The organism is Agrobacterium sp. Ap1, from assembly GCF_017313375.1.
In the GTDB taxonomy this organism is placed as follows: Bacteria; Pseudomonadota; Alphaproteobacteria; order Rhizobiales; family Rhizobiaceae; genus Neorhizobium; species Neorhizobium cellulosilyticum.
Genome location: NZ_JAFLMY010000009.1, coordinates 191702 through 205738 on the forward strand (window position 1 = coordinate 191702; position 14037 = coordinate 205738).

Consider the following 14037-nt stretch of genomic DNA (forward strand, 5'->3'; position numbering starts at 1 on the left):
CCTTCAGAGCGGTATCGTGTCGTGTTTTTTCCAATGCGTCGTTACCTGCTTGTTGCGCAGCGAGGCAAAGGCGCGGGCGATACGGCGACGGGACGAATGCGGCATGATCACCTCGTCGATGAAACCGCGCTCGGCGGCAACGAAGGGATTGGCGAAACGTTCCTCGTATTCCTTCGTGCGGGCCGCGATCTTGTCCGGGTCTGAAAGTTCGGAGCGATAGAGAATTTCGGTCGCCCCCTTGGCGCCCATCACCGCGATCTCAGCTGTTGGCCATGCATAGTTGATATCGGCGCCGATATGTTTTGATGCCATCACGTCATAGGCGCCGCCATAGGCCTTGCGGGTGATCAGCGTCACCATCGGTACAGTCGCCTCCGAATAGGCAAACAGCAGTTTTGCGCCATGCTTGATGACACCACCATATTCCTGCGCGGTGCCCGGCAGGAAACCGGGGACGTCGACCAGCGTCAGGATAGGAATGGAAAAGGCATCGCAGAAACGGACGAACCGCGCCGCCTTGCGCGATGAATCGATGTCCAGGCAGCCGGCCAGAACCATCGGCTGGTTGGCAACGACGCCGACCGTCTGGCCTTCGATGCGGATGAAGCCGGTGACGATGTTTTTCGCGAAGGCCTGCTGGATCTCGAAGAAATCGCCTTCGTCCGCAAGTGCCGTTATCAGTTCCTTCATGTCATAGGGTTTGGCCGCGCTGTCCGGCACCAGCGTGTCGAGCCGCATTTCGACCCGTGATGGGTCGTCGTGAACCGGCCTGATCGGAACCCTGTCGCGATTGTTGAGCGGTAGGAAATCGAAAAGCCGGCGAACCGCTTCCAGCGCCTCGATATCGTTTTCAAATGCCGCGTCGGCCACGGATGACTTTTGCGTGTGGGTGGCTGCGCCTCCCAGTTCTTCCGCGGTCACGATCTCGTTTGTCACCGTTTTCACCACATCCGGGCCGGTGACGAACATGTAGGAGGAATCCCGGACCATGAAGATGAAATCGGTCATGGCAGGCGAATAGACGGCGCCGCCGGCGCAGGGGCCCATGATCACGGAAATCTGCGGAATGACGCCGGATGCCTCGGCATTGCGGCGAAACACTTCGGCATAACCGGCAAGCGAGGCGACACCTTCCTGGATACGCGCGCCGCCTGAATCGTTCAAGCCGATCACCGGTGCGCCGACCCGCACCGCCATATCCATGATCTTGCAGATCTTTTGCGCATGGGTTTCCGACAGCGAGCCGCCGAGTACGGTGAAATCCTGGGAAAAGACGTAGACCTGCCGGCCGTTGATCGTGCCCCACCCTGTGACTACGCCATCACCGGCGACTTTCTGGTCCGCCATGCCGAAATCTACGGCGCGATGGGTGACATACATGTCGAATTCTTCGAACGAACCCTCGTCGAGCAGCACCTCGATCCGTTCGCGGGCCGTCAGCTTGCCTTTGGCATGCTGGGCCTCGATCCGCCTGACGCCGCCGCCCAGCCTCGCCTCCGCGCGACGCTTCTCGACCTCGTTCAACATTGCCCACATATTTCCTCCCAAAGAATGTGCGAATGCAGACACATATAAAGATAGCAAAACCGGAGCGAGGGAAAGGCCGGTTTCAGTCTTAAGACCATGAAGGAAAATGTGATGGCGACCGGAAAACATGGCGCAAGGCGACGGCAGGGCAGAGCGGGAGCCGGCTCGCGACAGCAATTTTGTCGATAATGTGGGCGTTAGACACAAATTATTGCGCATAGAGTTGGGTTGCTAAAACGGCACGGTTGATGCAACACCTGACAGTCTGTTTATTCTGCACTTGGGATTATAGCTGAATGCGCGCTCGTTACGGTTTCGTTGGCCTGTTTCTTCTAATGGCACCGTCGGCCTATGCCCTGGAGCTTGGCCCGCCACCGGTTCTTGCGCCGCAAAAGAGCCAGGCGGAGGCCGCAAATCTGAGCGCGCAATTCCTTGAGCGCTATGCCTACAAGCCGGTTCCGCTCGACGATGCCCTGTCTGCGAAAATCATGGATCGATATCTGAAGTCGCTCGATCCGGACCGGAGCTTTTTCCTGCAGGCCGATATCGACAAGTTCATGGTCAACAAGACCAGGATCGACGATGCCATCGTCAACGAAGACCTGAAGATCCCGTTTTCGATATTCAACGTCTATTCGCAGCGCGTTGTCGATCGCATGGCATATGCGCGGGACCTGCTCAAGCAGGGCTTCGATTTCAGCGCCAAGGAAGATTTTCCTCTGTCGCGTGAGGATGACCCATGGGCGCAATCGGAAGCACAGCTTCATGACCTGTGGCGCAAGAGTGTCAAGAACGACTGGCTGCGGCTGAAACTAGCCGGCCAGACAAGCGACACAATTCGCAATACGCTCGACAAGCGTTACGAGAACATCCAGCAGCGCGTCTACACCTACAAGAGTGATGACGTGTTCCAGTCCTTCATGGCTGCCTACACAACCTCCGTCGATCCGCATACCGACTATTTCGGTGCTGCCGCCTCGGCTGATTTCGACATTTCGATGAAGCTTTCGCTGGTCGGCATCGGGGCGGTTCTGCAGGAACGGGACGGCTACACGACCATTCGCGAACTCGTGCCCGGCGGTCCGGCCCAGCTATCCGGGCAGCTGGGGGTCGGAGATCGCATCATCGGCGTTGGCCAGGGCAAGGATGGCGCGGTCAAGGAAGTCGTCGGCATCCGCCTCGACGAAGTTGTCCAGCTTATCCGCGGCGAGAAGGACTCCGTCGTGCGGCTCGATATCCTTCCCGCCGAGACTGCCGCGAATGCAAGCCATCGGGTGATCAGCCTGGTGCGCGACAAGATCAGCCTTGAAAAACAGGCTGCGAAGAAAACCGTCCTGCCCATCGATGATCATGGTGTGCCCCGCAAGATCGGGGTCATTACCCTGCCGGCCTTCTACGAGGATTTCGATGCGCGCCGCAAAGGCGACAAGGACTACCGAAGCGCCAGCCGCGACGTCGCCAAGCTTCTCGGGGAGTTGAAGCAGGAAAAGGTCGATGGCGTCCTGATCGACTTGCGCGACAATGGCGGCGGTTCGCTGACCGAAGCGATCGACCTGACCGGTCTGTTCGTCGGCAAGGGTCCGGTCGTTCAGCAACGCGATGCGGCGGGCAGGGTCGAGGTCGAAAGCGATGATCTTTCCAAGCCGGCCTGGGCTGGCCCGGTCGGCGTGCTGATCAATCGCGGCTCTGCGTCGGCATCAGAAATCTTTGCAGCGGCGATACAGGATTACGGTCGCGGCGTGATCATCGGCGAGCCCAGTTTCGGCAAGGGCACAGTGCAGACTGTCATCGATCTCGACCAGGCCGTTCGCAACAATACGCCGAAATACGGCCAGTTGAAGCTGACGATCGCGCAGTTTTTCAGGATAGACGGCGGCACGACCCAGCTTCGTGGTGTGACGCCTGACATTACTTTGCCGGGTCTCCTTGATCCGAAGATCGTTGGCGAGTCGAGCTATGACAATGCCTTGCCGTGGGACAAGATCAAGCCTGCCAGATATACCGCATCAAACAAGACGACTTCGTTGCTGCCGCAACTCCTGAGCCGTCATGAAGCCCGCGTGAAAGACGATAAGGATTTTCAGCGTTTCGTCGAAGACGCTGCGGAGTTGAAGGCGCAACGGGAAAAGCGCGTCATCTCCCTGAATGAGGCCGAGCGCCGAGAAGAGATGAAAGCCCTTGAAAGCCGCCTGAAGGCACGTGCAGAAGGTGATGACGGCGTGCTGCGTGGCGAGGATGACGGCTTGCAGGCCAACGAGCGCAGTCTGAGTGCGGATCTTGCGCTTGAGAATGCCCGCAAGAACGCAAAGGACGTCTTGAGGGCCGAGGCTGCTTCCATCATTGCCGATCAGGCGGAATTGCTGGCTCCAGTGCGAAAGGCCGCCAATCAGCCGTAACGAAGCGCCGGCAGGAAAGGCTCGCTCTGGGTCAGTTCTGGATCAGGTGCTGGATCCTGTTGATGATCTCGTCGAGGATGGCGATCCGTTGACCGCCGCTCGGGCGTATGGCGAAATAGGAAACCTCGATATTCGGTTCGAACGGGATGGAGATCACATCCGCCTCCGCGGACCTGAGGCTGGTGTGATCGACGATCCCCACTCCCATGCCGGCGGCGGCGAAGTAGCAGCAGTTCAGCATGGATGTTTCCATAGTGCTGACCGGCTGATGCTCCTCGCGAGAAAAGGCCCTGTCGAGCGAGAGGCGCAAAGGCGAATTCCGGCCTGGTATCAGCACCCGCTCATCGATGAGATCGGAGGGCGTAATGACGGAACGCCCCGCCAAACGATGGCCCGGCGCCATCGCGGCAACGGCGTGCGTGCTGTGCAGACGAACGGCGTTTTTGTCGGCCATGCGCGGTGAAGCGAAGACCAGGCCGAGATCGTAGCGGTTCCGCTCGACCATGTCCCAGATGTAACGACTGTTCTCGACCTCGATAACCAGAGGAATATCCAGCCGCTCGCCGATCACGTCGACTATGGCCCGATGCAGATAGGGACGGACAAGTGATGTCACGCTGCCGATACGAAGAACGGTATTCTTGTGCAGGCGGATATCGTCGGCGGCCTGGGCAATCTGGTCGAGACCCAGATAAAGCCGCTCGACCTCCCGATAGAGCTGGGTCGCCTCTGCGGTCGGTATGAGGCGTGCGCCGATCCGCTCGAACAATGTCATCTGAACGACGTCCTCGAGATCGCGGATCAACCGGCTGACGGCGGGTTGGGTAACATTGAGGGCATCTGCCGCCGCGGTAATGCCCCCGGCCATCATCACGGCCCTGAATGCCTCTACCTGACGTGGTTTCAATCGCATGCTGGTATCCTCTCCATAACATTTAGGCATGGATCGAGTACAAAATGCAATTTTTCTTTCTTGTAAGAAAGCTTTAACTCATCTCCACCCCGCAGGGAGAGTGCGGAGATTGGACAACCCGGAGGAGTCCTCACCATGAAGTTTTCTGTGTTCGCAGCCGCATTGGTCGCGTCTGTTTCCGCCATGCCGCTCGCAAGCCAGGCAAAGGATTTGACCGTCGGTCTTTCCGCCTCGACGACATCCATGGATCCGCAATTCTATGTCGTCGGCCCCAATAGCGCGATGGCGCGCAATATTTTCGACGGCCTTGTCAATCAGGACGACAAGCAGCAGATCCAGCCGGCTTTGGCAGTCTCCTGGCAGATCGTTGATGACACGACCTGGGAATTCAAGCTGCGTGAAGGCGTGAAATTCCACGACGGCAGCGATTTCACCGCTGAAGACGTGGTCGCCAGCATCAAGCGCATTCCGCTTGCATCCACCAACAGCCCTAGCTCGTTTGCCGCCTATGTGAAGGCGATCACCGACGTGACGGCAGTCGATCCACTGACGGTGCGCATCAAGACCTCCGGCCCGACGCCGCTGCTCTTGAACAACCTCAGCCGTATCGCCATCCTGCCGGCCGAGATGGAAAAGGTCACGACCGGTGAGATGAACACTGGCAAGGGCGTCATCGGCACCGGGCCGTTCAAGTTCGTTTCGTGGTCTCCGGATGATAACGTCGTCGTTGAGAAAAACGATGCCTATTGGGGCGAAAAGGCTCAGTGGGACAAGGTCACCTTCCGTGTCTTCAAGAACCCGAGCGCCCGTGTTGCCGCCATGCTTTCGGGCGATGTCGACATGATCGAAAACATCCCGACGGCCGATACCCGCCGCCTGGAAGCCTCCGACAAGATGAAGGTCGTCAACATTGCCGGCAACCGCATCATGTATCTGCATATGGACCAGAACCGCGAACAATCGCCGTTCGCCAAGGGTCCTGACGGCAAGAACCCGCTCTTGAACGCCGATGTGCGCCGTGCGCTTTCGCTGTCGATCAACCGCGAGGCGCTGGTCGATCGGATAATGGACGGGCAGGGCGTACCTGCCGGCCAGGTCGTGCCGGAGGGTTATTTCGGTTATGATCCGGCCATCAAGGTCGATGCCTATGATCCGAACAAGGCGAAGGAACTGCTTGCCAAGGCCGGTTACCCGGATGGTTTTGCGCTGACCTTCCATGCCTCCAACGACCGTTATCCGAACGACAGCAAGGTGGCACAGGCAATCGGCCAGTTCTTCAGCCGCGTCGGCGTGAAGACCGAAGTCGCCACCCTGCCAGGCAGCGTTTATTTCACCCGCGCCTCGAACCTCGAGTTCTCGTTCATCATGGGTGGTGCTGCCGTCGAAACCGGCGAAGCTTCGGGCGTTCTCGGGCCTATCCTTGAGACCTATGGCGAAAAGGCCGGCCAGGGCAATCGCGGTCGTTATTCCAACCCGGAATTCGACAAGGCGCTCAACGAAGCCCGTGCAACGCTGGACGATGCCAAGCGCGAGGACCTGCTGAAGAAGGCCACGGAAATCGCGATGACCGACCTCGGCGTCATCCCGGTCTTCTATCTCGCCAATACCTGGGCGGTGAAGAGCGACATAAACTATGCGGGTCGCTCCGACGGCTACACGCTTCCCTATTACGTGAAGCCGAACTGATCGAAAGAGGAGCGGTTCACCATGTCCTTCAGCGGTGTATTTCCCTATCTCGTTTCGCCGATCGACGAAGCCGGCAATGTGATGCGGAATCTGCTTGCAGATCTGGTGGACCATCTCATCGATGAAGGTGTCCATGGCCTCGCGCCGCTCGGCAGCACTGGTGAATTTGCCTATCTCTCCCAAGAGCAAAGGCGCCGCGTCGTCGACACGGTGATCTCGGCCAGCAGTGGCCGTGTCCCCGTTGTCGCCGGCGTGGCGTCGACATCAACAGCCGATGCCGTTGCCCAGACCGAATATATGGTGAACTCGGGCGCCGACGGGATTCTGGCCATCCTGGAAGCCTACTTCCCGATCAGCGACGAGGGCGTTGAAGCGTATTTCACCGCAATCGCCAAGGCGGCAAAAGGGCGCCCCGTGGTGCTCTACACCAACCCGCAGTTCCAGCGCTCCGACCTGTCGCTCCCGGTGATCGAGCGCCTTAGCCGCATCGACAATATTCGTTACATTAAGGATGCCTCCACCAATACCGGTCGTCTTCTCTCCATCATCGAGCGGACGCGTGGCCGGATGGAAGTGTTTGCAGCTTCCGCACACATTCCGACCTGCGTGATGATGATCGGCGGGGTTGGCTGGATGGCTGGACCGGCCTGTATCGCGCCCAGACAGAGCATTGAACTCTACGAAACCGCCAAGGCGGGTGATTGGGCGCGGGCAATGGAGCTGCAGCGGCCGCTCTGGAAGCTGAACGAGGTTTTTGCGAAATACTCGATCGCCGCCTGCATCAAGACGGCGCTCGACCTGCAGGGATTTGCCGTTGGTGCGCCGATGCATCCGCAAATGCCGCTGAATGACGCGGCGCGCGAGGAAATCGCCGGCGTTTTGCGCAGTATCGGCGCCCTTTGACGTTTCTGATTCCCACATTGAAGGCATTTTGTATGAAGCCGACTTCGATCATCGTCGATTGTGATCCCGGTATCGATGACACGATTGCGCTTTTGACCGCATTCGTTTCGCCGGAACTGAAGATCCTTGGTATAACTCCGGTCTGCGGCAACCAGCCGCTGGAGCGTACGGTGCGTAATGCGCTGCAAGTTTGCGAGCTCGGAAACCGCACTGATATCCCCGTCTATGCCGGTTGTTTCCGGCCGATGCTGCGCGAGCCGATCCATGGACAGTTCCATGGCAAGACGGGCCTCGGCAACACGACGCTGCCGGAGCCGGTGAAGAAGGCGGAAGCGATGTCCGCCGTCGATTTTCTTATCGAAGCGCTTGGCAATGCTGCCGAAACCGGTGAGCGCATCACGCTCTGCTGCCTTGGACCGCTCACCAATGTTGCGGTGGCCCTACGGATGAAACCGCAATTGGCCGACGGTATCGAACGCATCGTCATGATGGGCGGTGCCTATCGCGAGCCGGGCAACCGCACGATGACCTCGGAATTCAACGTTCTCGCCGATCCACACGCCGCGCATATTGTATTTTCGAGCGGCATCCCGATCGTGGCGCTGGCGCTCGACGCGACCCATCAGGTGATGCTGAAGCCGGAGCATGTCGCCGAGTTTTCGCGCGTCAGCGGCCGTATTTCCGAAACGCTGGCCGAACTCATGGCTTTCTGGGACCGCAACGACGTGCGCCGTTACGGCTCGCGCGGCGGCCCGCTTCATGACCCGCTGGTCATGGCCTACATCCTCGCGCCGCATTTGTTCGAGACGCAGAAGGCGCGCGTCTTCGTCGAATACGAAAGCGAGCTTTGCATGGGCCAGACGATTGCCGACTGGTATGGCAAGAGCGGGCTGGCGCCGAATGCAGACATCGTCACCAAGGTCGATGCGGAAGGCGTGACTGCCTTTTTCCTGGAGCGCCTGTCGCGCTACGCTGACGAAAAGGCTGTCGCATGAGCAGCCACAAGGTCATCATCGATGCGGATCCGGGCGTGGACGATGCCGCCGCCATCCTGATGGCGCTTGCCTCGCCGGAAATCGAGGTTCTCGGCCTCTCTATCGTGGCCGGCAATGTTTCGCTGGAACATACGGTTACGAATGCCTGCAAGCTGGTGGGCGTGAGCGGCCGCCGTGACGTGCCGGTTTTTGCCGGCGCAAGTGGCCCGCTTGTGCGCGAACAGGTTTATGGCAAATACGCTCGCATCGGTTCGTTCGATGACAAGCTGGTCAAGGCGGGCGATGTCGTGCCGGCAGAAGAGAGTGCAATCCAGTTTATCGTGCGTTCGGCTCGCGCCGCCGTAACGGCGGGTGAGCAGATCACCATTTGCGCCATCGGACCGCTCACGAATGTCGCACTGGCGCTGATCCAGCATCCGGATGTCGCGCGCGGCATTCGCCAGATCGTATCGATGGGCGGTGCCTTCACGGCGCTTGGCCATCGCACGCCCTGGGCGGAGTTCAACATCTATGCCGATCCGCACGCGGCCGAGATCGTTTTCCAGTCCGGCGTGCCGATCGTGCTGATGCCCCTCGACATGACCTTTCAGGCTTTGTTTACGGCAGACCATTTCGAGCGGTTCCGCGCCGGCGGCGAGGCGGGTGCCGCACTCTACAATCTCTTCACCACTTTCGACCGCAGCGACGAAAAGCGCTTCGGTCGTCCGGGCGGCCCGATCCATGATGCGACGACTATCGCCTGGCTCATCCGCCCCGAACTGTTTACCAGCCGCGAGGCTTTTGTCGGCGCGCAGGTTAGCGGCCTGACGATGGGTTATACCTATGCCGATTTCTACAACAAGATGAACCGGCCAGCCAATACCACTGTCGTCACCGATGTCGACGAAACCGGGTTCATCGAATTGCTGATCGAGCGCATTGCCCGCCATGGCGGGGAAACGTTCGGTAGCCGAACTATGGGAGGCTCACACGCATGAGCGGATATCTATTAAGCCGGTCCCTGCAGACCGTGCTCACACTTTTCGTCATGTCTGTTCTGGTCTTTGCTGGCCTCTTTCTCGTCGGCAACCCGGTCGACGTCCTCTTGAGCCCGACCGCGACACCGGCCGAACGCCTGCAGGTCATTCAGGCCTTCGGTCTCGATAAGTCGGTCTGGGAGCAGTACTGGATCTTTCTGACCAACGCTCTCTCCGGTGATCTCGGCAATTCATTCGTGTTCAACCAGGCGGCCCTGACGCTGATCCTGAACCGGATGCCGGCGACCTTGGAACTGGCTTTCGTGGCGCTCGCCATGGCGCTGGTCATCGGTATTCCGCTCGGCGTTTATGCCGGCTTGAAGCCCAAGGGATTTATCTCAAAATCGATCATGACCTTCTCGATCCTCGGCTTCAGCCTGCCGACCTTCTGGATCGGCCTCGTCATGATCATGTATTTCAGCGTCTATCTCGGCTGGCTGCCGTCATCGGGCCGTGGCGATACCGTCAATGTGTTTGGCGTGCCGCTGTCGATGTTCACATGGGATGGCCTGTCGCATCTGTTCCTGCCCGCCTTCAATCTGGCGCTGTTCAAGATCTCGCTGGTCATCCGCCTCACCCGCGCCGGCGTGATGGAAACCATGCAGCTCGATTTCGTCCGTTTCGCCCGTGCCAAGGGACTGCCGGAACGCCGTATCGTCACCGTGCACGTATTGAAGAATACACTCATCCCGCTGATCACCGTCATCGGCCTCGAACTCGGTTCGCTGATCGCCTTTGCGGTCGTGACCGAAACCATCTTTGCATGGCCGGGCATGGGCAAGCTGATCATCGATGCCATCGGTGTTCTCGATCGCCCCGTTATACTCGCCTACCTGATGATTACCGTCGTGATGTTCAGCGTCATCAACCTTCTGGTCGACATTCTTTACTCGATCGTCGATCCCCGCGTCCGTCTTGAGGGGAACTCGTGATGACCGACAATACTTCGTCCTCCACCACTTCAGTTCATGCCACTGCAAACAGCGGTGCAAAATCCACCTCCCGTTCGCCCGCGCGCGAAATCATCTATGCCTTGCTGCATGACAAGCTTGCGCTACTCGGCATGGTGCTGGTGACCATCTTCATTCTTGCGGCGATCTTCGCGCCGCTGATTGCACCGCAGAACCCTTACGATCTCGCACAGCTCGACATCATGGATGGTCGCCTGCCGCCGGGTTCGGAAAGCATGTCGGGCATGACCTACCTGATCGGCACCGACACACAGGGGCGCGATCTGTTCAGCGCCATCCTTTATGGCCTGCGCACCAGCATCCTCGTCGGCCTTTCCAGCGCGGCGATCGCATTGGTCATCGGCGCCTCCATCGGCCTCATCAGCGCCTATGTCGGTGGCCGGACCGACTCGATCCTGATGCGTATCGTCGACATTCAGCTCAGCTTCCCCGCCATCCTGATCGCGCTGATCTTCCTCGCCATTCTCGGTCAGGGCGTAGACAAGATCATTCTGGCGCTCGTCGTGACGCAGTGGGCCTATTATGCCCGTACGATCCGCGGTTCGGCACTGGTGGAGCGCAAGCGCGCCTATGTCGATGCCGCCCGCTCGATGGCGCTGCCGGACCGCAGCATCCTGTTCCGGCACATCCTGCCCAACTGCCTGCCGCCTCTGATCGTGGTCGCCACCATGCGCGTTGCCTATGCAATCATGCTGGAAGCGACACTCTCCTTCCTCGGTATCGGCCTGCCGGTCACCGAACCGTCGCTGGGTCTCCTGATCTCGAACGGTTTCGAATATCTGCTCTCCGGCGATTACTGGATCAGCCTCTTCCCGGGCATCGCCCTTCTGTTGCTCATCGTCGCGATCAACCTGATCGGTGACAGCCTGCGCGACATCCTCAATCCGCGTCGTGAGGGCTAAGATCATGACAAGTCCAATTCTCTCCATCTCCAACCTCAACACGGCTTTCCGCGTCGGTAGCGAGTGGCGCAATGTCGTCAAAGATGTGAGCTTCGACATCGCACCGAAGGAAACCGTTGCCGTCGTCGGGGAATCCGGTTCCGGCAAGAGCGTCACGGCCATGTCGATCATGCGCCTGCTGTCGCCCGGAAACTCCCGCGTGACCGGCAAGATTGAATTCGAGGGCAAGGATCTTCTGTCCATCCCGCTCGAAGACATGCAGAAGATCCGCGGCAACCGTGTAGGCATGATCTTTCAGGAACCGATGACCTCGCTCAACCCGGTCCTGAAGATCGGTGAGCAGATCACCGAAGTGCTGCGTCAGCATCGCGGCATGTCGGAAAGCCAAGCTCAGGCTGAAGCCGTACGGCTTCTCGAAAAGGTCCGGATTCCCTCGGCCAAGGCGCGCCTCAACGAATATCCGATGAACTTTTCGGGCGGCATGCGCCAGCGTGTCGTCATCGCCATCGCGCTTGCCTGTGATCCCAAGCTGCTGATCGCAGATGAGCCGACCACGGCTCTCGACGTCACCATCCAGGCGCAGATCCTCGAACTGATCAAGACATTGCAGGAAGAGGAGGGCATGTCAGTCCTCTTCATCACCCATGACATGGGCGTGGTCGCGGAAATTTCCGACCGCACCGTCGTCATGTACCGCGGCGAGCAGGTCGAGACCGGCACGACGCACGATCTCTTTGCCGGCGCAAGACATCCCTATACCCGTGCGCTTCTGTCGGCTGTGCCGCAGCTTGGCTCGATGACCGGCAAGGATCGTCCGCTGAGGTTCCCGCAGGTCGACATGCAGACCGGCGAGATCAAGCCGGTCAAGGCGACCGAAGACACCGTCAAGCGCGATCAGCCGCCGATCCTCAAGGTCGAGAACCTGATCACCCGCTTTCCGGTCAAGCGGGGCTTCCTGCGCAAGACGATCGGCCGTATCCATGCCGTCGAAAGTGTTTCGCTGGAGCTTCGTCAGGGCGAAACCCTGTCGCTGGTCGGCGAATCCGGTTGCGGCAAGTCCACCACCGGCCGCTCGATCATCCGCCTCACCGATCCGGTGTCGGGCGAAGTACGGATCGATGGCAAGAACGTGCTGAAAGCCGGAAATACGGAACTGACGGACATTCGCCGCGAAGCGCAGATGATCTTTCAGGATCCGTTCGAAAGCCTCAACCCGCGTATTCGTGTCGGGCAGGCGATCGCCGAGCCGATGATCACCCATGGTCTGGTGAGTGCATCGAATGCGCGTGACCGTGTTGGTGAACTCCTGGAGCGTGTTGGTCTTGCCGCGTCGATGGCGGATCGTTTCCCGCACGAGTTTTCCGGCGGCCAGCGACAGCGTGTCTGCATCGCCCGTGCGCTTGCTCTGGAACCCAAGCTGTTGATCGCCGACGAATCCGTTTCGGCGCTCGATGTGTCGGTCAAGGCGCAGGTCATCAACCTGATGCTGGACCTTCAGGAAAAGCTTGGGCTGGGTTACCTCTTCATTAGCCATGACATGGCGGTTGTCGAGCGCATCAGCCACCGCGTTGCGGTCATGTATCTCGGTGAAATCGTCGAAATCGGCCCGCGTCAGGCCGTGTTCGAAAACCCGCAGCACGATTATACCAAGCGCCTGATGGCGGCGGTTCCGATCGCCGATCCGTCACGCCGGCAGACGCGCCGCATCTCCAATGACGAGATCAAGAGCCCGTTCCGCGCCGCCGATTACGTTCCGCCCAAACGCACCTATGAAGAAGCCGGCGAAGGCCACTTCGTTCAGGTCGCTTGAAGGAAGACATGCCATGATCATCACCTTCGGCTCCATCAACGTCGACTTCGTCTACGAGGTCGAGGAGATGCCGCAACCGGGGCAGACCCTGCTTGCCAAGGGTTTTCGCACGGAAGCCGGCGGCAAGGGAGCTAATCAGGCGCTGGCGGCGGCACGGGATGGCGCCGAAGTGGTGATGGTCGGTGCGGTCGGCAATGACAGCCTTGCCGAAATCGGTCTGCAGAACCTTGCCACTGCGGCGAATATCAGCCGTGTCGCCCGTGTGGATGAGCCGACAGGCAACGCCTCTATCCATATCGACGCCAGAGGCCGCAACATGATCGTGGTCGCATCCGGCGCCAATCTTTCCGTGTCTTCGGATGCCGTGGAAGAGGATCTGCTGCAGCAGGCAAATGTCGTGCTGATGCAGATGGAAAACGATGTGGCGGAAGTGGAAAAGCTCATCCGCCGCGCAAGTGCCTCGAAGGCCCTGTCGATCCTCACCCTCGCTCCGGCCTTCCCGCTGTCCGAAAAGATACTGTCGCTCTGCGGCCTTGTCGTCGTCAACGAAGATGAGGCCGAGGCGCTGGCCGGTTGGCTCGGCTGCGGAGCATCCGCCGCAGCGCTCTCGACCCGCCTTGGCACCGGCGTTCTGCGAACTCTGGGTGGAGACGGTGCGGAAGCCTGTGTCGATGGAGATGAAATCCGGGTCACGGCTCTGCCGATCGATGTAAAGGACACGACAGCGGCCGGCGACTGCTTTGTCGGCGTGCTTGCTTCAGCACTCGATCGCGGCCTGCCGCTCAAGGCGGCCATGGAACGCGCTTCGGTCGCGGCCGGTATAGCCTGCTCGCGACGCGGCAGCCAAAGCAGCATTCCTGCAGCCGGGGAAACCGACAGGCATCCCGGATTGCTCGCACTGACGTAAATGCAATCGCC

The 14037-nt window shown here is 59.6% G+C and carries 11 protein-coding genes; 9 read left to right on the forward strand and 2 right to left on the reverse strand.

Features of this window, described 5'->3' with window-relative positions; genetic code table 11:
* Positions 1-3: 3 nt before the first annotated feature.
* The gene (locus JZX87_RS18705; RefSeq protein ID WP_404945471.1) at positions 4-1527 is read right to left on the reverse strand and encodes an acyl-CoA carboxylase subunit beta; all 1524 of its coding nucleotides are present in this window, start codon (positions 1525-1527) and stop codon (positions 4-6) included.
* A gap of 296 nt (positions 1528-1823) precedes the next feature.
* Here JZX87_RS18705 and JZX87_RS18710 point away from each other — a divergent pair, with 296 nt between their 5' ends.
* Complete coding sequence (locus tag JZX87_RS18710; RefSeq protein ID WP_206827251.1) at positions 1824-3923, forward strand: carboxy terminal-processing peptidase; 2100 nt, start codon at positions 1824-1826, stop codon at positions 3921-3923.
* A 31-nt stretch (positions 3924-3954) separates the two neighbouring features.
* Here the strand turns inward: JZX87_RS18710 and JZX87_RS18715 are convergent, their stop codons facing one another.
* Positions 3955-4836: a LysR substrate-binding domain-containing protein gene (locus tag JZX87_RS18715; RefSeq protein ID WP_183685404.1), complete on the reverse strand. Its 882-nt coding sequence runs from the start codon at positions 4834-4836 to the stop codon at positions 3955-3957.
* Positions 4837-4971: 135 nt separating this feature from the next.
* Here JZX87_RS18715 and JZX87_RS18720 point away from each other — a divergent pair, with 135 nt between their 5' ends.
* The 8 genes from JZX87_RS18720 to JZX87_RS18755 are packed head-to-tail and all read left to right on the forward strand — an operon-like array spanning position 4972 to position 14026.
* Positions 4972-6522, forward strand: a complete 1551-nt coding sequence (locus tag JZX87_RS18720; RefSeq protein ID WP_206827252.1) for an ABC transporter substrate-binding protein — start codon at positions 4972-4974, stop codon at positions 6520-6522.
* 21 nt (positions 6523-6543) lie between these two features.
* A complete protein-coding gene (locus tag JZX87_RS18725; RefSeq protein WP_148144609.1) occupies positions 6544-7425 on the forward strand; it encodes a dihydrodipicolinate synthase family protein in 882 nt (293 codons plus the stop codon).
* A 32-nt stretch (positions 7426-7457) separates the two neighbouring features.
* Positions 7458-8420, forward strand: a complete 963-nt coding sequence (locus JZX87_RS18730; RefSeq protein WP_206827253.1) for a nucleoside hydrolase — start codon at positions 7458-7460, stop codon at positions 8418-8420.
* On the forward strand, positions 8417-9397 hold the full coding sequence (locus tag JZX87_RS18735; RefSeq protein WP_206827254.1) for a nucleoside hydrolase: 981 nt from the start codon (positions 8417-8419) through the stop codon (positions 9395-9397). The genes JZX87_RS18730 and JZX87_RS18735 overlap by 4 nt, the downstream gene beginning before the upstream one ends.
* Positions 9394-10368 carry an ABC transporter permease gene (locus JZX87_RS18740; protein ID WP_206827255.1) on the forward strand — a complete coding sequence of 325 codons (975 nt, stop codon included), beginning with the start codon at positions 9394-9396 and terminating at the stop codon, positions 10366-10368. Before JZX87_RS18735 ends, JZX87_RS18740 begins: the two co-directional genes overlap by 4 nt.
* Entirely contained in the window at positions 10368-11309 is a 942-nt protein-coding gene (locus tag JZX87_RS18745) for an ABC transporter permease (protein WP_206827256.1), read from the forward strand. Before JZX87_RS18740 ends, JZX87_RS18745 begins: the two co-directional genes overlap by 1 nt.
* Before the next feature lie 4 nt (positions 11310-11313).
* Entirely contained in the window at positions 11314-13119 is a 1806-nt protein-coding gene (locus JZX87_RS18750; RefSeq protein WP_206827258.1) for an ABC transporter ATP-binding protein, read from the forward strand.
* Positions 13120-13132: 13 nt separating this feature from the next.
* Positions 13133-14026 carry a ribokinase gene (locus tag JZX87_RS18755; protein ID WP_206827260.1) on the forward strand — a complete coding sequence of 298 codons (894 nt, stop codon included), beginning with the start codon at positions 13133-13135 and terminating at the stop codon, positions 14024-14026.
* Positions 14027-14037: the final 11 nt, after the last annotated feature.